Consider the following 19,857-nt stretch of genomic DNA (forward strand, 5'->3'; position numbering starts at 1 on the left):
ATCGAGGCGGGCCGTCCTCGACGGGGTTGCTCGCGGGCGGCGGTGGATGGCGGCGGGGCGCCGGTGCGGCGTCCGGCGCGCGGGCCCGGAGGCAGCGCGCCGGGCGGACCGTGCGGGCGACGCTACGCGGGGCGTCGCCTGCGCGGGCGATCCAGGCTAAGAACCGGCCCTCCCATGACCTTCCAAGACCTCATTCTCACCCTGCAGAAGTTCTGGGCCGATCGCGGCTGCCTCATCGTGCAGCCGTACAACTCGGAGGTCGGCGCCGGCACCTTCAACCCGGCGACGTTCCTGCGCGCGCTCGGCCCCGAGCCCTGGAATGTGGCCTTCGTCGAGCCTTCCCGGCGGCCCGCGGACGGTCGTTACGGGGAGAACCCGAACCGTATGCAGCAGTTTCACCAGTTCCAGGTGATCCTCAAGCCGAGCCCGATCGACATCCAGGACCTCTACCTGGAGTCGCTGCGGGCGATCGGCACGAACCCGCTCGATCACGACGTCCGGTTCCTCGAGGACGACTGGGAGTCGCCGACGCTCGGGGCGTGGGGCCTCGGCTGGCAGGTGTGGATCGACGGGCTCGAGATCTCGCAGTTCACGTACTTCCAGCAGATCGGCGGGATCGACTGCCGCCCCGTGTCCGGCGAGCTCACCTACGGGCTCGAGCGGATCGCGATGTACCTGCAGGACAAGGACAGCATCTACGACGTCGTCTACTCGGACCGCGGCGGGAAGATCGTGCGCTACGGGGACATCTACCAGCGCGCCGAGTGGGAGTGGTCGACCTACAACTTCGAGGAGGCCGACATCGCCGAGCACTTCGCGGCGTTCGACGTCTGCGAGGCCGAGGTGAAGCGGCTCCTGCACCGGGGCGCGGATCCGGCGGCGAAGGGGGCGGCGATCGATCCGAGGAAGGCGCTGGTGCTCCCGGCCTACGATTTCGTCGTGAAGGCGGCCCACCGCTTCAACGTCCTCGACGCGCGGGGCGCGATCAGCGTCACCGAGCGGCAGCGCTTCATCGGCCGGGTACGCGCGCTCGCGCGGGCGGTCGCCGAGACGTACGTCGCGCAGCGCGAGGCGCTCGGCTACCCGCTCCTCGGCGAGCAGCAGGCGAAGGCGGCGGAGTAGCGCGCAGCCGAGGCGGCGGGCAGCGCGCCGTCGCCTCGGACGGGCCGCGCGTCGCGCAGCCTCAGCCGGGCGGGCTATCGGGGATGAAGTCGCGGCGGGTGCAGATCGCGACGACCGGCAGCCCCGCGGCGCGGATCGCCTCCGCGCCGCCCTCGAGGCGGTCGACCAGGGCGATCACGCCGACCACGGAGGCGCCCGCGGTGCGGAGCTTCTCGACCGCCTTCAGCGTCGAGCCGCCCGTCGTGATCACGTCCTCGAGGATCGCGACGGGCATCCCGGGCACGAGGCCGCGATCGCCCTCGACGAGGCGCCGCGAGCCGTGGTCCTTGACCTCCTTGCGCACGTAGAGCGCGGGGAGGGGGCGGCCGCGCAGGAAGCTCGTGAGCGACACAGCGCTCGCGAGGGGGCACCCCCCGAGCTCGACGCCGGCGACGGCCTCACACCGCGGCAGCTCGCTGAGCGCCTCGAACATGAGCGAGCCGACGAGGGCGTGGCCCTCGGCGGTCAGCACCGACTGCTTGCAGTCGATGAAGAAGTCGCTCTCCCGGCCGGACGCGAGGACGACGCGCTTCTGCTCGAACGAGCGCTCGCGCAGCAGCGCGACGAGCCGGTCCCGCTCCGAGGCGCCGGCGGCGCTCACCGGCCGCCCCGCTTGCGCAGCGAGGCCTTCGCGGCCCCCTTCCGGAGCGCGGGGACCACCGGCGGCGGCGGCCCGCCGGCGCTCTCGGCCGCCTCGGGCTCGTCACCCTCGCCGGCCGCCGAGCCCGATAGATCGGCCTCCTCGTCGTCGTGAACGGCCGCGAGGCGCGGCTCCGGCGCAGGGGCGGGCCTCGCCTCGACGACCGGGGCGGGGCGCGCCGCCGGCACGGGGCGCGCGGGGGCAGGCGCGGCGCGCGGCGCAGGCCGGGCGGGCGGCGCAGGCGCGCGCTGCTCCGCCGGCGGACGCGCAGGCCGCGCGGCCGCGGCCGCGGCGCGCGGCGCAGGTGCAGCGGCGGCGGCCCGCGCCGGGGCGGGGGCGGGGGCCGCGGCGAGCGGCGCGCCGGTGGTGACGTTGCCGCGCACAAGGGCGCCCGCGTGGATGCCGATCTGCGGCGCGCCGAGGTCGCCGACGACGCGCGCGCCGGGCTCGAGGATCACGGCCTCGTCGCCGGAGATGTTCCCGGCGACGGCGCCGCGGACGACGACGCGCCGCCCGCGGACGTCGCTCTGGATGAGCGCGCCCTCGCCGATGGTCACGTCGCCGGTCATGACGACGCTCCCCTCGACGCGGCCGAGGATCTCGAGATCCCCGTCGCCCTGCACGTTGCCGCGGATGGCCGTCGTCGGCCCGATCGAGGACTGGGCGGTCATCGGCTACACGTCCATGTCGACGTTGCCCTTGAACGAGGCTCCGTCCGCGATGGTCAGCCGCGACGCCTTCACGTCGCCGACGAGGCGACCGCCGGCGAGGAGATCGACGCGATCGGCCGCCGTGACGTTGCCCGTCACGTTGCCGCCCACCTGGAGCGACGCCGCCCCGATGTCCGCTTCGATCAGCGCCCCTGCGTCGATGGTGAGAGGCCCCTCGACGGTGAGCTTCCCGCGCACCGTCCCGGCGACGATCACCTCCTCGTCGGAGGTGATCTCGCCCTCGATCGTGAGCCCGTTTCCGATGATCGTACCCGCCACGTTCGTGCTCCTCGCCGCGCCCTCGCGGCGCGATTCTTCGTCCGTCAACGCGCGCTACCGCCCTGCCGGTTCGCGCCGGGGGGCCTGCCCGCGACCGCCGGTCGTCCGCTCCGAGAGCTCGGCCGGGAGGTCGAACTCCGCCTCGATGCGGCCGGCGAACGCCGCGCCTTCCTCGAGGATCACCTCGCTGCCGCCCACGTTTCCGGCGTACTGCGCGGTCGCCCGGATCGTGACGGGGCCGCGCGACACCACGTCCCCCGTGAGCTGGCCGGACACGACGAGCGAGCTCGCCTCGACGTCCCCGGTGACCGTCGCTCCGTCCTCGATCTCGAGGTCGCCAGCCAGCTGGATGTTCCCCTCGACGCTCCCCTCGACCCGGAGCGAGCCGTCGCCATGGACGCGCCCGCGGATGCGGGCGCCCCGTCCGATGAGCGATTCGGCAGCGTCCGATTCGCTGCGCGTCGTTGTCGAGCCTCGGGCCATTCTCGTCTCCTGTGCGCGGAGGGAGCCGCGCGAGCCGGGGCGCGCACCAGACGCCCGGCTCGTCCGCTGGAGCTGGGCGAACTGGATCGCCCGGCCCCGCGGCGGCGCGGACGCTACTCCAAGCGGCTGCGCCTCGCAACCGGCGGGCGGGCTCGGTGGCGGGGGCGGGGGCGACCCCTGTGGGCTGACTGCAGCGGAGCCCTCGGGGGGAGGGGGCGTCGCGCGGGGGGCGAGGGGGCCCTCCCACGAACTCGCGCCTTTTGGCGGCAATGGCCTGCTGTACGGAGGTGGCGAGTCCATGAGGCGTCGCTGCGATGCGGGCCGGCGCTCGGGTTCGTGGGGCCCTCCCCCTCGCCCCCCGCGCGACACCCCCTCCCCCCGAGGGCTCTATCCGGCGGGAAACGCGGCAGAGGAGCGCGTGGGGGCGAGGGGAGGGAGCGGGGAACGATGCGCGGCGACGGAGCATGCGCGCGCGTGGTGGACGCTTCCTGCGGGGCTGGCTCGGGTGATACGGTCTCTCTTGACTGGGCTTTCCTTGATCGCGACGCCTGCTGTGGCCGTGACGGCGGACCGACTCGGATGGCTCGGCGCGCGTCGCCCGTGAGGCGAGCGCAGACCAAACCAACCCGGGGGTTCCTCATGCGGAAGATAGCTATCGTGGGGTCTGGACAGGCCGGACTGCTCGCGGCACACGCCCTGGTGAAGGCCGGCTACGAGGTGACGCTCTACTCGGATCGGACGCCCGAGCAGTGGCTCAACGAGTCGAAGCCGACAGGCACCGCGGCGCGGTTCGACGTGGCGCTCGCGTTCGAGCGCGAGCTCGGCCTGGCCTTCTGGGAGGACGCCGCGCCCCAGGGCCAGGGCGCCCAGCTGACCGCGTGCGCCGCCCCGGGCAACCGCCTCCTGACGCTGGCGGGTCGACTCGAGCAGCACTTCTTCGCGATCGATCTCCGGCTCCAGAGCCACCGGTGGATGCTCGAGCTCGAGCGGCGAGGCGGCAAGATCGTGATCGAGCCCGTCACGATCGCGCGGCTCGACGCGATCGCCGCCGAGAACGATCTCACCGTCGTCGCTGCTGGACGGGGCGATCTGTGCAACCTGTTCGAGCGAGACGCCGCGCGCAGCGTCCACTCGGAGGCGCAGCGCAACGTCGTCATGATGTGCGTGACCGGCCCGAAGCTCGGGTTCGACGGCATCCCCATGCTCCCGGTCAAGTTCAACCTGTTCGCGGGCATCGGGGAGGCGTTCTGGGTGCCCTACCACCACAAGGACGTGGGACCGAGCTGGAACTGCCTCGTCGAGGCGGTGCCCGGAGGGCCGCTCGACAGGTTCCAGGGCGCGAAGTCGGGCGAGGAGATCATCGCGATCGCGAAGGGGCTGGTGAAGGAGCTCATCCCCTGGGACTACGAGTGGTTCAGGGGAGCCGAGCTGTCGGACAAACACGGATGGCAGAACGGGCGGGTCGTCCCCGTGGTGCGCAAGCCCGTCGGACGGCTGCCCTCCGGCCGGATCGTGACGCCGCTGGGCGACACGGCGATGTCGATCGATCCGATCGGCGGCCAGGGCGCCAACAACGGCAACAAGATGGCGCGCAACCTGGTCGAGTGCATCGTGCAGCACGGCGAGCGCCCGTTCGACGCCGACTGGATGACGCGCACCTTCGATCGCTTCTACGCGCGGCACGGCGGGCCCACCGACCGGTTCAACAACATCCTGCTCGCCGGGGTTTCGCCCCCGATGGCCCACCTCCTCATGGCGCAATACGGCAGCGACGGGCGGGCGGACAACACGAGCGGGCAGCAGGCGCTCGCCAACGCCTTCGTGAACAACTTCAACGATCCGGCGCGGCTGACGGCGGTCCTCGAGGACGTCGGGCGGGTGCGCGCCTTCATCCGGCAGACGACCGGGAAGCCCTGGCCGCTCGCGCTCGCAGCAGGGGGCGTGGGCGTCGGCATCGCGCAGGTGCGGCAGCGCATCGGGCTCCCGCCGGGGCATCCGGAGGCGCCGGTACACGCCGGGGGAGCGAGCGCGTAGCGCTCGCGGAGCGCCCGCTTTCCTCTGTCGAGCCCCCGCACGTGCCGCGTCTCGAGCTCCACCACGCGGCATTCCTTTCCATGGTCAGATGAAGGGCGTCGGCTCCTTGCCCTCGGCCAATAGCTTCACGAGCTCGATCTTGCGAAAAGAACACTCAAGCATCCGCGCATGCACAGCAAAGTCTACTGGTGGCGTGCTCATCGCCGCTCCGAGCAGCTCCGCCGAGACGCCGAGCCCGAAGCGCTCGAGCTCGCGCACTGGGCCCTCCGGCAGCGACTCGCAGTGCGCAAACGCCTCGGCGCCGCGCTTGATCGCCCCCAACGCCTCAGCCGCTTCGATGCGGGAGCGGAGCTCTCCCGGTCCGATCGGGGACTGCGCGCCGCACGACGCGAGCGCCGCGATGCGCGTCCGGTCGGCGTAGATTGCTTCAAGGCAGCGCGCATATTTGAGCAGGTCGAGGTAAAGCGGAAAATCTGTATGAAGCAGGGAAGATGTTCCGAGCAGATCGATGAGCCCCTGATGGACCAGGTGTCCTGTAAAACGATCGGCGATCGCCTCTGCGTGCTGAAACGCTTCCTGTCCGTGCACGATGATGTCTGTCTCGTTCATAGGATCAAAATGTTCTCGTTCCGGGTGGCCCCGGAAGGTTGGGCGGCCCTACGACGAATCGTGGCGGCGTAACGCTCTTGTTGATGAACGGGGGTGTGGGAGTCTTGTTGATGAGCCCCGGTGGCCCGACATGGATCTGCCGGTCGGGAGTGATGACGAGCTCCCGCCCTCCCTTGTCACCCGCGAACCCGTGCGAGCCATCGCTGCAATCCAGACGCGTTGCGCCCCATGATTGACCGTGCTGGTTCGCAGCGCCATGGATCTGCTTCACCATCCCCTGGTACATGTCGGCCATCTCCCCCGCGGTCGCTCCGTCGTTTCGCGCGGCGACGAGGTGACCGAGCGCTTCTCGGTTCATGTCGCGACCGATGTTGTCCGAGCCGGCAGGTACCTTGAGCGTCGGCGTGCAGGACAGCCCGAGCGGGTCGACGTTCACGGTGGGAGCGCCGTCGAACGCGAACAGGTTGAGCCCGCCACGTATCCCGAGCGGATCGGGACTGCACCATCCTCCCATCTCCGGATCGAAGAACCTGAACCTCGTGTAGCAGAGCCCCGTCTCCTCGTCGGCATACTGCCCGAGCAACCTGAACGGTGACTCGATGGCAGTCCTGTGGTTGAGGGCGCTGATCGGATCGCGCCACACCTCGGCGACCTTGCCCCAGGCCGAGTGCGCCGCTGTCCACGCCACGAGCCCCCGCGGGTCGAGCAGCTCCTTGGGCGTGCCGAGGTGGTCATTGACATACGTCAGCACGCGCCCATCCTGCTGCTGGAGCAGCGGCACGAACGTCCCCGGCGCGTGCACGAACGTCCGCGCCCCTCGCTCGCCGTCGACATCGGCCGCGAGCACATCGCCATCCCAGACGAACTCCACCACGCGCGGCAGGCCAACCGCGGCCGCGCCGATCACCTCCTTGCGCACGCGCCTCCCGAAGGCGTCATAGGTCATGACGACCCGCGTGCCATCCGGCCGCCGTACCTCGCGCAGCCGGTCGCGGCAGTCCCAGAGGTAGCGGGTCATGTCCTGCTCGGTCACGGCGCCGCCGTTCGGGTGGCTCTCCCGATAGCGCGCCAGCTCCACCTTGGCCGTCCGCCGCCCGCGCGCGTCGACCTCGTACGCCGCGGTCTCGGTCTTGCGCAGCACGCCGCCGCGCTCGATCTGCCACGACGGCTGCATTCCGTCCTGCGCCTGCTGCGCCTGCGCCAGCAGGCCCACGCCGCCCTGCTCCACGAACACTTCGAGCATGCGCGTGATCGAGCCGGCCGGATCGTACGCGAACACCTCGCGCCTGCCGCCGCGCTGCGCGGACAAGAGCCGATCGACGCGGTCGTACCGGTGCGCCGTCGCCCCCCAGCGCGCGTCGTCGATCCGTTCGACGCGCCCGCGCGCGTCATACGACCATTGCCGCATGACCAGCACCTTCGGCACCCCTGGCGACGGCGACGGCGCCGGCGCCGTCGCCCGTTGCTCGATGAGCCGGTCCATCGCATCGTAGCTGCTGCGCACTGCGATCGCGGCCTCGCCCGCCTCGCCGATCTCGCCGCTCGCCCTCTGGATCTCCCGCCCGAGCGCGTCGCGCTCGATCGTCACGCGTTGCCCCTCGTGCTCGACCACGCTCAGCGCATCGAGCGCGTCGTACGCATACCGCGTCCTCGCCCCGTCCGGCATCACGCGCTCGACGCGCCGCCCGCGCGCGTCGAACGCGTACCGCACCGCCTTGTCGCCCTGCCGCTCGCACACCACGCGCCCGAACCGGTCGCGCTCGAACCACGTCTCGACGCGCTGCCCGCTCGCCTCCTCCAGCACGGCCCCATGCAGCCGCCCCATCCGGTCGCGCGCGTAGTCGATCAGCCCGTCCGGGGTCTCGTCGCCCGTGAGGTTGCCCGCGCGGTCGTAAAACAGATTGCGCCACGTCCCGTCCGCCGCCTGCTCGATGCGCCCGAGCCGCCCCGAGCCGTGGTAGCCGTAGCGCAGCGTGCGCCCGTCGAACGTGTCCTCCTGCGCGACCCTGCCCGCTTCATCGTAACGAAAGGCGTACCGCTCGCCCTTCGGGTTGGTGATGCGGCGCAGCCGCTCCTTCTTCGTGTACTCGAACCGCCACACGCCCCCGCCCGGCTCGACGACCTGGGCCAGCGCGCCCGTGCCCTCGTAGGCGAGCTGCGTCGTCTGCCCCAGCGCATCGACCAGGCGCGCCGGGTTGCCCATGCGGTCGTACGTCGCGACGGTCCTCGTCCCGTCGGGCCGCTCCACGCGGATCGGCCGCCCCATCGGGTCGTACGCCACGCGCGTGATCCGCCCCAGCGCGTCGGTCCGCGACACGGACCGGCCCATGCCGTCGTGCGCGTACGCCGTCCGCGCGCCGCGCGCGTCCGTCTCCGCGATCACGTTGTGCTGCGCGTCGTGCTCGTAACCGAACAGCAGGCCTTCCTCCCCGCCCCCGTGCCCGTACACGCCCGTGACCCGCCCGCGCTCGTCGCGCGCGTACGAGTACGCCGCGCCGGTCGGAAACAGCACCGCGCTCACCTCGCCGCGCGCGTCGCGTACCACCTGTGTCAGCAGCCCCTCGGGGCTGATCTCGCGCACCACGAGGTCGCCCTCGCTCTCCCACTGCGTCTCGTTGCCGAGCGCGTCCACCTCGCGGATGACGTTGCCCCGCGCGTCGTACCAGCGCTGCACCCCCTCGCCCGCGCCGTTCGCCTCCGCGACGAGGAGCGCGTCCTCGTCGTACGCCCGCTCCCACAGCACCGTCCCGTCGGGAAGCGCCGCGCGCGTCACCAGGCCGTCGGCGTTCCAGGTGTACACCCGCGGCTCCTCGCCGCGGACCTCGGTCGTTTTGGCTCGCGCGTCGCGCCGGAGCTCCACCTCGTGCAGCCCGTCTCGCCCGCCGGTCCTCCGGCACCGGTGCCCGTGGTGGTCTTCGTACGCGTACCAGAACCGCTCGCCGTTCTTCAGCGTCGCCGCGGTCATCCGGTGCCGGACGTCGACCTCGTACGCCTCGACGCCGCCCACCGCGTCGACGGCCGCGATCAGGCACCCCGCGCGATCGTAACGGTAGTCCACCCACTGCCCCAGCCGCCGCTCCGCCCACAGCTCCAGGCGCGTGATCCGCCCCTCCCTCCACCGCACCTTGAGCTCTCGCCCCGCGGTGTCGACGACCCGGACGAGCCGCTCGCCCTCGTAGTCCAGCCGGATTTCGTTGCCGTGCACATCGCGGATCGCGCGCAACAGCGCCCTCGCCGAGCCCTCCTCCGCCGCGAACACCCGGACCTGCCGCGACCCGAGCTCCACCACCCGGTACTCCCGCGCGCCGTCGCGGTGGAGCTCGATCCGCTCGCGCCGGTGGAACATCGTCTCCCCGGGCTCCACCTTCTCGAACCAGATCCATCGCCCCTCGCCGTCGCGCAGCGCGAGGACCTGCTCCCCCTCTTCTATCCATTGATCATAGGAAAAAGCCCACCCAGGCCCGAGTGCCGCGTCTCGCTCGCTGCACCGCGACGAGCGATAATGCCGCGCCCACACGAGCGGGATCATCCCCGGGACCGAGAGGTCCGTCGCCGCGTCGACCACCGCGCCGTCCGTGACGTCGACCGGGTGCCCCTCGGTCGTGCACTGGTCCACCGGCGGCGACGACGACTTGCCCGCCTTCGCCCCCTTGTGGCTGCGCCCGCCGCCGCCCCCGCCACCTCCGCCCGGCGCGCTCGGCCCGCGCCCGCCCGGCGCCCCCGCGCCGCCTCCTGCTCCGCCACCGCCCGCACCCCCGGCGCCGCCCGCCCCGCTCGCGGTCGTCCCGGCGCCGGCGGTGACCGACTTGTTCATCTGCCCCATGCTGCCGGTGATCCCGGCCATCCCGAGCTCAATGAGCACGTTCGGCGCGCCGAGCCACGGGAAGCAGGGGCCGCCCGTGTTGAGGCTCAGCACCTCCTTCATGGTGCCCGGCTCGTTGCCGTGACACGCCTTCATGCACGCGCCGACCGTCAGGATCTTCTTTCCTTCGATCGTCGTCCGCATCGGCGCGTCGATGACCCCTTCGGCCACCGTGCCCATCGTCGGATAGGGGATCGGAAGAGGGCTCGGCGCGGCCGGCGTCGTGCACACGCTCACCGCCATGCCGGTCATCTGGTGGCCGGAGCCCTCGTGCACGGTATCCAGACCCAGCGCAGTGACCTTGCTCATGGCGACAGCAGGTTCACCCACGCTCCGCCGGGAATGCAATCGGGGCCCGCACGACGCGGACACGACGCCGGCCTCACTGGTCCTGGGGGCGAAGGGACCGCCTCGAGGAGCTGGAGCGACAGAAGGCGAGGAGCCGCGGGGCCGAGATGTGGCTCGAGGAGATCGGCGAGACGCGCGGCTCGCCGCGGTTCTACGTGGTCGCGGAGATGGCTCCGCGATGGCTACTCCAGGACGGCGTGGTACCGCCCGCTCGGCGTGACGATGACGTGGGCCTGGAGCGGGACGTTCAGCTCGTAGGAGAGGTGGCGCAGCTCCTGGGTCATCGCCTGGTCCTCCCCGGTCGGCGTCGGATCGCCGCTCGGGTGGTTGTGGGCCAGGACGAAGCCGACGGCCGCCATGTCCAGCGCCGTGCGCAGGATGGTCGAGCGGCCTACGTGGAGGGCGTCGTCGACGCCGCGGGCGAGCATGCGCGCTTCGCGGACGCGGCCGTGGCTGTCGAGCGCCGCGATCCAGAGCTCCTCGTGGACGAGGTGCGCGAGCCTCGGGCCGAAGTACCGCGCCACGCGGGCGGCGTCGGTGAGGAGCGCACCTCGGCGAGCCCGCGCGGCATGGGCGCGGCGGCCGAGCTCGAAGGCCGCCGCGAGCCGGGTCGCGTCGAGCAGCGCGATCTGGGTTCGCTCGGCGATGGCCGCCGGGGAGAGGCGACCGAGGGACGGCAGGGCGGCCGCGCCGAGAACGCGCGGTCCCACGGCCGGGATGCCGAGCACCATCTCGATCAGGCCGGCCTCGGTCGCGGTCGGGATCTCGGCCGCCGTCTCGGCGGGGGCGTCGACGGGTGCGCCGCTCATCGGGGCCACCTCCGAGCGCGGGTGAGCGAGCGGGCGAAGAGGCGGCGAGCGAGGCGGAGCCGCGTGGCCACCGTCGGCCTCGGGATCGCGAGCGCCGCCGCGATCTCGCGCATCGTCAGGCCGGCGGCGGTGAGCGCCAGGACCTCGCGGAGCTCCGCGCGGAGACGGTGGAAGGCGCGGAGCAGCCCGCGCGCGACGATGCGCTCCTCCGGCGAGGGAGCTGCGAGGGGAGCGAGCCGATCGGGATCGACCGCGGGCACCTCGTGCCGGCGGTACGCCTTGTCGCGGTGGTGCGAAGCCTGCCGCAGGGCGACCGCGGCCAGCCAGGCGCGCAACGCGTCGCCCGGCGGCTGATCGGGGGACGGCCGGAAGCGCCCGGCGCGCATGCTGCAAAAGGCGCCGAGCACGGTCTCCTGCGTGACGTCGTCGAGATCCGCGGCGCGGACGCCGCGGGCGCGCAGCGCGCTGCGGATGAGCGGGCGCTGTTCGAGGAGCGCGGTGGGGTCGAGGTAGACGGCGGGGTGAGGGGGCTGGTGACGGAGGGGTTTGGTCGGGCGGGCGAGCCGGCTGAGAGCAGCGGGACGGGGACGGCGACGGGAGGACGGATCGATCTCTTGGCCCTGGTCAGAGCGTAGACGTACGGTTTCCATGTCGGACCTCGTGGAAGCGGGGTTCGGCCACGCCGCCCGGGGTGTTAGCAGCACCCGCGGGCGGCACTTTTGTGGTCTCGCCACGTTACGAACTGACAGCCGGCAGGTCAAGGAAATCCGATCTTCTGGATCGTTATTCTGAACCCGGCGCGGGAGTACGCGAAGGGCGTGCGAACGCTCACGCTCGATACCCTCCTGCTCTACATCGCGGCGAACCTGCGGCGGCTACGCCAGCAGCGCGGCATCACGCAGGAGCAGCTCGCGGAAGCGGCCGGGATCGAGCTGCGGACGATGCAGGCGATCGAGGTTGGGCGGCAGAGCATGAGCCTCGGCACGCTTGTCAGGCTCGCGAACGCGCTCGATGTGTCGCCTGGGGTTCTTCTCCGCAGCGCCGCGATGCCCGAGATCAAGCGAGGTCGGCCGCGCAAACGTCCCGCCGGCACCTGACAGTCAATCCCCAGTATCCGCACCTCGACAGCCCGCGGCCATCCGCGCCCTTCTCCACCTGGCGCATCGCCGGCGCGTGCGTTGTTGCGGCTTCGGACGCCGTCCCGCGTGGTGGAGAACTCGGCGAACTGCGGCAACCTGAACAGCCCCGTCGCTGACCGGCCGGGAGGTTGCAGGGGCACTCCTTCGCTTCGGAGGGGTAGGGCATTAAGGACCCGCTCGCGCCTTCGTCCGGTGTAGAGACCGCACGGTCCTGCGCTGGCCTCCTTGACAGGATGGGGCAGCCGTCGGCTACGCTACCTTTCCACGATGCGTGGGGACGGCACGTGGGGGTGGGATCGGAGTTCAAGGCGCTCCACGCGGAAGCGGCGGTCAGCGGTCGAGAGGACTGATCACGCCGAGAGGACCGCGGTCGACGATGTGGGTGTAGATCATCGTGGTCCGTACATCCTTGTGGCCGAGCAATGTTTGGATCGTCCGGATGTCGGTGCCCGCCTCGAGCAGGTGGGTCGCGAAGCTGTGGCGGAGGATGTGGCATGTCGCGCGCTTGGTGAGCCCCGCCGCCCGTCCGGCATCGTGCACGGCCCTTTGCACCGCCGATTCGTGCAGGTGGTAGAGGACCTGTCGACCCGTCGCAGGATCGGTGCAAGGGCGAGAGGCGGGGAAGAGGTACTGCCAGGCGAGGCTCGTGGCTGCTCCTGGCATCTTCGCTCGCAGCGCGTGGGACAGGTCGACCTCGCCGCGGCCAACCGCGAGCTCCTTCTTGTGCCGCTGCGCCACGGCGTCGAGCTGGGCCTGCAGCTCGTCGCGCGCCCGAGCGGGGAGCAAGGCCGGCCGGTCGTGCTGTGCTTTCCCGCGGCGCACCATGATTTGCCGTCGATCGAGGTCGACGTCTTTGACGCGAATCGAAAGCGCTTCGAGGAGGCGGAGGCCGCTTCCGTAGAGGAGCTCGCCGATGAGTCGAAAAGGTCGGATCAGGTGCTCGAGCAAGGTGAGCGCGTCCTGTCGCGAGAGGACCGTGGGGAGGTGCTCCGGCCGGCGGGCACGCTCGAGCGCTTCGAGCCGGGGTATCTGCAGGTCGAGGACCCGTCTGAAAGGAAGAGGAGCGCGCACAGCGCTTGGTTCTGCGTGGACGCCGCGGTGCGGCGCGCGACCGCAAGATCGTTGAGGAAGGCCGTGACCTCTTCCGCGCCCATCTGCCGTGGGTGCTTGCCGTGATGGAAGCGGATGAATTGCCGGATCCAGTGGACAATTGCCTCTTCGGTACGCGGAGAGTAATGCAGGCGTCGTATGGTGGCGCGTACGGCTTCGATGAGGGTCATGGGGATGGTTCCGAGTGGTCGGGGCCGGTTCGTCGGACCCGCATTGACCCTTATCGGCGCAGGGCGGGCGCGAGTTGTGGCGGCCAGCGGATATTTGGGATGCACATCAGTCGCCCGAGACAATCAATCACAGGCACGCATCTTGCCTTTCGGTACACCGTTGCCGTCCGAAGCCCATCAACGGCGATACGTAGTTGTGTAGCGGCGGCCTATCTCCGGAGATGCGCAGATAGCCTGCGGAAGATCGCGACCTATCCGCGGGGATATCTAGATATGCTGCGGGGTGCCGCGACTCATCCGCGAGAACACGGTGATCGGGCACCGCGGTTCGCAGCCTACATGCAAAAATGCGAAGATATGTCGCGCGGCACAGATGATTGCGACGTTAGACCGAGGCCAGACAGGACGCCCAAACTTGAGCAGCAGCGCTCTGGCTCGTGATAGGATCCGAGCATGGCACCGTCCGCCTCCCCGCCCGTCGTAAACATCTTCGATGCAACCGATCCGGTGTCTGAAGATGACGTGCGGGAACTCAAAGAGTTCCTTCACGGGAGCCTCACCGGCGATGAAGCCGCGCTACACAGACTGCTTGAGCGGCATCCGGCGCTTGTCGGGGTGCTCGGATTCAGCGAATTCGCGTCCGAGCAGCCCCTATACAAGCTGAACGAGAGCTACGAAATCATTCTAACGGATGCGCGGCAACGTGATCGCGCCGATTTGATCGCCGCCAAAAAGAGCATCATTCAACCGCCCTCTGGCGGCGGAGTCTATAAGTCCGCACACATCATCGAACTCAAGAGCGCCGCCACAAAAATATCCGAACGCGGCTACGGCTTGCGCTTATCGCCAGAAGCAAGACATGCCGTGGAGCAACTACGCGAGTACAAGCACTGGCTTACGCGCGTGCCTGAAAACCGCGACCTGTTCCGTACACTGGGCTGGGACATCAGGGTGCCGCAGCAGTACTTGGTCATGGGCACCAGCGCCGAATTCGCTTCGAACCCGGGACACTTCGATGAGATCAAGGCGCGCCTGCAAGAGGACGGCGTTTGGCTCACAACGGTGGACGAGTTGCTGGGCATCGCGGACAGTCATGTGCGGACGCGGCGTCGCGTCCCTGATGTCACCGGCTGGGCAATCTCACCTCACGTGGTGCAAGGAAACGGATCGCTTAAGGTTCTCGTGCAGGTTGAGGACTTCGCCCTTCTTTATCCTACTTCTGTAGAGTTTGTTCGCTCGGCAGGACCAGGGCTTCCGAGCGATGTCGACTATTTTAGCTACGATCGCGGCATGAGACGAGCGGTGCTGGCGCACCTGCGCCGGGATTTTATGGGTCTATGTGCGTACTGCCGTACCCCAGATCGGCTCGCCGGTGGCATCGATGCGTTTAGCATCGAAACGTTTCGTCCTCGGGCGTTGTTCCCACAGCTCGCGTGGTCATACCAAAACCTGCTTTACGCATGTCGATCATGTAACGCGGCCAAGGCTGCCGGCTGGCCGGCACCGCGGGAAGAGCAAGCCGGCTATCGCTTCGTAGACCCTGTTGAACGGTTCCACGACCACTTCGAGGAAACAGACGAAGGCGTGTGGAGGCCCAGGACGCGAGCTGCGGAGTACACCATTGCCAATTTGAAGTTGAATCGAGAATCGCTCATGAAGACCAGGCGCTTCCTCCATCAGTTGCAGGGCACCGGAGAGTAGCTTGGTAAACCAGCGGTCTAACAAGCCCATGCTGCTGGCCGCACTTCGTGCGGCAGCAGATGGGCAGATCGTTCGGCAGCTTTCCCTTCGTAAGCGACAACTACGCGGAACACAGCCATGACCTCGAGCCGGCATAACTTCACTTCTCTTGTTCGCGGCAGCCTCGCGCACCGCGCCGGCTACGCGTGTTCGAGTCCGCTGTGTCGAGCCCTGACGGCGGGGCCGAGCGACGAGTCCGTTCAGGCGCGGTCAGACGTGGGCGTTGCCGCCCACATTACCGCCGCGGCGCCTGGAGGTCCTCGCTACGACGAGACCCTCTCCGAGGCCGAGCGGACTTCCGCTGAGAATGGCATCTGGCTCTGTCAGATCTGCGCGAAGAAGATCGACGACGATGTCGTGACCTATCCGGTCTCCCTTTTGCGCCAGTGGAAGCAGTATGCCGAAGCTGATGCGAGGGAGCGCCAGGGCCGCCCCAGCCAGTCGGCTGGGGCAAGTGCTCTGGTCCGTGATCCTCTGGAGCAGATGATCGCGCACCGAATGAGGGATGCCCTCATCGCGGCAACGTCGCCGATGGCGGCCATGCTGGCGCGCACGGCGGGGTCCGACGCGTTCGGCATGCTCTCGCGGCTCATGCTATCCACACCCCCCGAAGGCCCTTATTCGCAATACCCTGACGTATCGATCGTGAGGCCACTGGCGGCGCACATCATTACTCCGCGATTGCTGGAGCCCGCCGTGGACGTCGACGCCGCACCAGGCGTCCGGTGGATTGACTGGATCATCTCGGGCCTTCACCAATGCGGAGCCGAGTGCAACGAGGCCCTCGGACTGTACGCATCACGTGGTCCAGGTGTTCTGATCGCGCAATTCGAGGAACTCAACAGGTGTATGCCCATGGCCGTGGACGCACTCTCAAGATTGGCTGCGCGTCGCCCCGGACAGTCATGGACAGCTGGCGACGGCTCATACTTCGAGGAGACGCTACGGGTTCTGGTCAAAGCCCAACGAACGTGGATGAAGTTCTTGCTGCACTGGCAGACCAAGGTCCCGGTATGAGGTATGCACGTTCACATCCTGCGCCGCCGCTACCGAACAAGCCGCTGGTGCTGACGGTCCGGGCAGCCTCGCTCCGCTCGGCAGCCCTGCCCGCAGCACACTGGCAGATCGTTCGGCGGACGGGCGTGGTGGCGAGGCGCCCCAGCCATGCGCACGAGGCGCCGTGCCGCCCCCGCGACGCGCTCGTCCTGCCAAGACCCAGGCGCTCGTGGCTCAGGGATGCCCCGCTGCTCGCGTTCGCTCGCAGCCGCTTATCGTGCCCGCCTCGCAACGCGTGGTCACTGCGACGGTTCGACCGGGGATCGGCGGTGCACCTGCGCATCGGTCGGCACAGTACCCCCAAACATCAGGTGCCCGGCATGCCCGACTGACTGGAACGGGGAGACTGGCCGTATATGGCTTTGAAAGAGCGTGGAACCGTGATGTACGCTACCTATTCCCCTGGCAAGGCGCCGACGTGGATTGGTCGGGCGTTCGGCGCGAAGGAGGTGCCAGGAACCTACTCAGACTCGTATATTCGGATCGGGCGACACACGTACAAGTACTCGGCGGTCGGGTTTCCCGCAGAGTCTGACGACAAGACTGTGGTTCGGTTTCACGCATGCAGCGAGAACTTTGGTGAGCTGTACCTGCAGTTTGACGAGAAGTGTCTCTACGCCTATCGCGGGAAGATCTATGAGTTTACTAGCGAGACTCCGACCGACCAAGAGGCGGCAACGCGCATTCGTTACCATGTAATGAAGACCTCCAGCCAAGTGTCAAGAATGAGGGAGGAGTTGCAAGGGCGCTCTGACGCAACTACGGATCGCCGGCGCACGGCCGTCCCCCGAGAAGTTCAGGCGTTTGTGTGGAACCGTGATGGGGGCCAGTGCGTGCATTGCGGAAGCAAGACCGACCTCGAATTCGACCATATTGTACCTGCTGCACGAGGTGGATCCAATACGTCGAGAAACATTCAATTGTTGTGCGAAGCGTGCAACAGGAACAAGGGGCCGGGCTTTTGAGATTTCCAAGATCCACGTTGAAGGACCGCTGGCGGCGATTGCTACCGGGCCCGTGCGACCGGACCCACGCCGTGGCGGACGGACCCGTGCCGGCATGCACGAGCGACGGTGCGCCTGTAGCGCGCTATGCTCGGCACGGCACCCCGACCGGACCACCCGCCGAACAAGCCGGTGCTGCCGACGGACTGGGCTGCCCAGTCCGCGGCAGACCGGCAAGGCGTTGGGCGGACCGACGCGTAGCGCACTGCCGCGCACTCGGCCCGACCGGCGGCGATGCCTCGTCGTGCACGAGCCGCATGCGACGGGGAGGGGACGGACGCGCACGCCCCGTCGGCCCATCGCTGACCTGGCTCCGGTGCTGGCAGCCCACCAGTCCAGCGGCCCGGCGACGCTACTCTCGTCCGCGTACCGCTTGACGGCGTGGGGTCCCTAGCGGACAGTTATTACGTCTGGACGGAAGGACGTCGATGGGACCGCGGACAAAGCGCGTAGCGATAATTGTAGGCGCTTGCGTACTCGGACTGAGCGCGCTTGCAGTTTATGGGACCGCACGGCGCCGAGCAACATGTCAGCAACTCACCGAGCGTTGGGAGCACACATCAAAAACGCTGGATATGTTTGAAACGGGAATGGAACGCTTGAAGGCGAAGGCGGAGCGATGCTCGCAAGACGAGTCGGCGGCAACCGCCAAGCTTCGTGAGCCGGGCCTGTCGATGACCGAGACGACCGCGGTTGTGCGTCAACGTGATGACGCGAAAGCGTGCCTCGCCGAGGCTGTAGGCGGACTGGCCCGTCTTGAGCCACAGATGGAATCGTTTCGCCAAAACGCACGAGAGGAGAATGTCCTGCGTGACTATGCTTGTCAGTAACGGCGACGGGTATGCTGGGCGCGCGACGCCGCGGGAGGGCTCACCGATCTTACGCTGTGATTCTCCTCCCGACGCACCGTGCCCCTCTCCAAAGTCGAGAGGAGCCGCCCAACCCGGCGCAGCACCCGACGGCGCTTCGCGCCGCGGATGAGCGCCTTCCCGTTGGGCCGCGACAATCCAGTGGCTGGTGTTTGCGTCTCGACCGGCGTATGGTGGGGGAGATAGTCGAGAGGTAGGATATGAAGGACCAGCAAGGCGACGTAGAAGACGTCAACGTTCCCGACCTCACCCCGCCCGTTCCCGTGCCGGATGGGGTTCGCGGTCTTCTGTGCGCTCTCGCCTACGGGTGGACGCCAGTCCCTATGAAGTTCGGGCGCGTCGAGCAGTTTCGATGTGGTGGCGTCGATCTCTCCGACTCGGTGCAAGACCTGGTTCTGCACAACAACAGGCTGAAAGTGACGGTTGGCGGCGATGGATTGGCCGGGCTCAGGCCTTTCCCCATGGATGCCCAGCTTGACGGGATGCTGGACGGGGGCGTTCGCGTCCACGGGCACATGATTCTCAGGATAAGCCGGTCCATGAGCGTCTCCCAAGAGTTCGGGACGCGCGAGGTTGTCACGATCGAAGCCGGAACGTGGACCGTTGCCGAAGGAGATGCGCCGTCGCTGTGGGTCGGGGCCGTCGAGGGCATGCGAGAGATCAATTCCAGCGGAAATCTCATCATTGAACGCAGAGGTGCGGATTGGCATTTTGCTGGATATCGGCGTCACTTTGCCTTGTTCGGACGGTATAATTACTACTTTGTTCAACATCGCAGTAGTGATCGAAGCAGCATCGTCTGGCATCTCGTCATAGACACGAACGGCACGGGGATGCCAGAGATGGAGGCCGTTGGCCGGGATTTCCTGGTGCTCGAGTTCGTGCTCGGCCGCCAGCTGTGCATGCCGATGTTGGTGGGGCTAGACTTGAGTCGGCGAACCGTCGCGTGCACGATCGGATTCGACAGGCGACGGCATCTCGAGAAACACAGCTTCCCGCCCGTGCCCCTGGAGCGCGACAACGACAAATGGATCGACGTCTCCTGGCCCTCCCTCTTCTTCGAGAGAATCAGTGCCGCATGGCGACAATTGCCTCACTCGGACAAGAGCTATTGGCTTGCGCTCGACCTGTACCTTGATGCAATGCAGATGCATCTTGATTTTGACTACATGCACCTTCAGATCGGACTGGAAGCGTTCGCTTTCTGGCTCCTCAAGCAAAAGGGACAGGGAGATCCGCTGGACGTCAAGAGCAAGGATGCGTGGGAGGCGTGGGTGCGAGAGAATAAGGAGTCGATTCGGGGGCATGCCGTAGACGGTCGCGAGGACGCACTCGTGATGAAGGTCAAGGGGGCGTGCCGACTCGCTTCAGGGAATGTCGTTCCGAGCGCCTTTCTTGCATACGGCTTGAAGCTCACCAAGGATCTTCGTGAAGAATTGCGTGGGCGAGATGTCGTGGTGCATCAAGGACTGATGGCCCCCAACGGATATGACACGGTCGCCGACCTGCGCCGCGTAGCGCTCGTGCGAACCATGCTGGTGACGCTGGTTGGGCTGGCAAGCGGCTACCGCGGCGCCATCAATGGCTGGGAGGTTGGTCGCCTCGGGTATCCAATGGAGCAGCAGGAGTGGTGGGAAGTCGCGGAGAGTGACCGAACATTCGCGGGACGCAGCTTTATCGCCGAGGAGCGCGTTTCATCGTCGTAGCGGGCAACGGCGGCGCGAGGAGGCGACTGGTGAGCACGATGGCACGAAAGAGGTGAGACGTGGCCCAACAAGGCGCTGCACACCGACAGCGCACCTGTGCGAGGCTACGCCCGGCGCGGCGCCCCGCG

At 68.5% G+C, this 19,857-nt stretch carries 16 protein-coding genes and 1 pseudogene; 8 read left to right on the top strand and 9 right to left on the bottom strand.

What is annotated here, in order from left to right; translation table 11 throughout:
• Nucleotides 1–174 precede the first annotated feature (174 nt).
• Nucleotides 175–1,122 carry a glycine--tRNA ligase subunit alpha gene (glyQ, locus tag WMF22_RS02430; RefSeq protein ID WP_437297520.1) on the top strand — a complete coding sequence of 316 codons (948 nt, stop codon included), beginning with the start codon at nucleotides 175–177 and terminating at the stop codon, nucleotides 1,120–1,122.
• A gap of 61 nt (nucleotides 1,123–1,183) precedes the next feature.
• Here the strand turns inward: glyQ and pyrE are convergent, their stop codons facing one another.
• Genes pyrE through WMF22_RS02450 form a run of 4 tightly spaced genes read right to left on the bottom strand, consistent with a single transcriptional unit; the run spans nucleotide 1,184 to nucleotide 3,273 of the window.
• A complete protein-coding gene (gene pyrE, locus WMF22_RS02435) occupies nucleotides 1,184–1,762 on the bottom strand; it encodes an orotate phosphoribosyltransferase (protein WP_438034699.1) in 579 nt (192 codons plus the stop codon).
• Nucleotides 1,759–2,472: a bactofilin family protein gene (locus WMF22_RS02440; protein WP_438034700.1), complete on the bottom strand. Its 714-nt coding sequence runs from the start codon at nucleotides 2,470–2,472 to the stop codon at nucleotides 1,759–1,761. Before WMF22_RS02440 ends, pyrE begins: the two co-directional genes overlap by 4 nt.
• Before the next feature lie 3 nt (nucleotides 2,473–2,475).
• Nucleotides 2,476–2,790, bottom strand: a complete 315-nt coding sequence (locus WMF22_RS02445; protein WP_012233083.1) for a bactofilin family protein — start codon at nucleotides 2,788–2,790, stop codon at nucleotides 2,476–2,478.
• Nucleotides 2,791–2,844: 54 nt separating this feature from the next.
• Nucleotides 2,845–3,273, bottom strand: coding sequence for a bactofilin family protein (locus WMF22_RS02450; protein ID WP_012233084.1), 429 nt, complete (start codon nucleotides 3,271–3,273; stop codon nucleotides 2,845–2,847).
• Nucleotides 3,274–3,912: 639 nt separating this feature from the next.
• Here WMF22_RS02450 and WMF22_RS02455 point away from each other — a divergent pair.
• Nucleotides 3,913–5,307: a styrene monooxygenase/indole monooxygenase family protein gene (locus tag WMF22_RS02455; protein ID WP_438034701.1), complete on the top strand. Its 1,395-nt coding sequence runs from the start codon at nucleotides 3,913–3,915 to the stop codon at nucleotides 5,305–5,307.
• A gap of 84 nt (nucleotides 5,308–5,391) precedes the next feature.
• Here the strand turns inward: WMF22_RS02455 and WMF22_RS02460 are convergent, their stop codons facing one another.
• The 4 genes from WMF22_RS02460 to WMF22_RS02475 all read right to left on the bottom strand — a co-directional run bounded on the left by WMF22_RS02460 (nucleotide 5,392) and on the right by WMF22_RS02475 (nucleotide 11,585).
• Nucleotides 5,392–5,916 carry a hypothetical protein gene (locus WMF22_RS02460; protein WP_438034702.1) on the bottom strand — a complete coding sequence of 175 codons (525 nt, stop codon included), beginning with the start codon at nucleotides 5,914–5,916 and terminating at the stop codon, nucleotides 5,392–5,394.
• A gap of 4 nt (nucleotides 5,917–5,920) precedes the next feature.
• Nucleotides 5,921–10,087, bottom strand: a complete 4,167-nt coding sequence (locus WMF22_RS02465; protein ID WP_438034703.1) for a PAAR-like domain-containing protein — start codon at nucleotides 10,085–10,087, stop codon at nucleotides 5,921–5,923.
• A 221-nt stretch (nucleotides 10,088–10,308) separates the two neighbouring features.
• Nucleotides 10,309–10,935 carry a JAB domain-containing protein gene (locus WMF22_RS02470; RefSeq protein ID WP_438034704.1) on the bottom strand — a complete coding sequence of 209 codons (627 nt, stop codon included), beginning with the start codon at nucleotides 10,933–10,935 and terminating at the stop codon, nucleotides 10,309–10,311.
• Nucleotides 10,932–11,585, bottom strand: a complete 654-nt coding sequence (locus tag WMF22_RS02475; RefSeq protein ID WP_438034705.1) for a sigma-70 family RNA polymerase sigma factor — start codon at nucleotides 11,583–11,585, stop codon at nucleotides 10,932–10,934. The genes WMF22_RS02470 and WMF22_RS02475 overlap by 4 nt, the downstream gene beginning before the upstream one ends.
• Before the next feature lie 168 nt (nucleotides 11,586–11,753).
• On the opposite strand from WMF22_RS02475, the gene WMF22_RS02480 reads away from it, so the two are divergent.
• Entirely contained in the window at nucleotides 11,754–12,032 is a 279-nt protein-coding gene (locus WMF22_RS02480; RefSeq protein WP_012233090.1) for a helix-turn-helix domain-containing protein, read from the top strand.
• Between the two features lie 372 nt (nucleotides 12,033–12,404).
• On the opposite strand, the pseudogene WMF22_RS02485 reads toward WMF22_RS02480, so the two are convergent.
• A pseudogene (locus tag WMF22_RS02485) lies at nucleotides 12,405–13,354 on the bottom strand (integron integrase).
• Between the two features lie 453 nt (nucleotides 13,355–13,807).
• Between WMF22_RS02485 and WMF22_RS02490 the strand changes: the two are divergent.
• The 5 genes from WMF22_RS02490 (at nucleotide 13,808) to WMF22_RS02510 (ending at nucleotide 19,729) form a co-directional block, all read left to right on the top strand.
• A complete protein-coding gene (locus WMF22_RS02490; protein ID WP_438034706.1) occupies nucleotides 13,808–15,055 on the top strand; it encodes a Shedu anti-phage system protein SduA domain-containing protein in 1,248 nt (415 codons plus the stop codon).
• A gap of 117 nt (nucleotides 15,056–15,172) precedes the next feature.
• Nucleotides 15,173–16,111 carry a hypothetical protein gene (locus WMF22_RS02495; RefSeq protein ID WP_438034707.1) on the top strand — a complete coding sequence of 313 codons (939 nt, stop codon included), beginning with the start codon at nucleotides 15,173–15,175 and terminating at the stop codon, nucleotides 16,109–16,111.
• A 764-nt stretch (nucleotides 16,112–16,875) separates the two neighbouring features.
• Nucleotides 16,876–17,115, top strand: a complete 240-nt coding sequence (locus WMF22_RS02500) for an HNH endonuclease (RefSeq protein ID WP_438037230.1) — start codon at nucleotides 16,876–16,878, stop codon at nucleotides 17,113–17,115.
• A 629-nt stretch (nucleotides 17,116–17,744) separates the two neighbouring features.
• Nucleotides 17,745–17,984, top strand: coding sequence for a hypothetical protein (locus WMF22_RS02505; protein WP_437297533.1), 240 nt, complete (start codon nucleotides 17,745–17,747; stop codon nucleotides 17,982–17,984).
• Between the two features lie 239 nt (nucleotides 17,985–18,223).
• Nucleotides 18,224–19,729, top strand: coding sequence for a hypothetical protein (locus WMF22_RS02510; RefSeq protein ID WP_438034708.1), 1,506 nt, complete (start codon nucleotides 18,224–18,226; stop codon nucleotides 19,727–19,729).
• Nucleotides 19,730–19,857: the final 128 nt, after the last annotated feature.

The sequence above is a fragment of the Sorangium sp. So ce204 genome (assembly GCF_051526795.1).
GTDB lineage: Bacteria > Myxococcota_A > Polyangia > Polyangiales > Polyangiaceae > Sorangium > Sorangium cellulosum_B.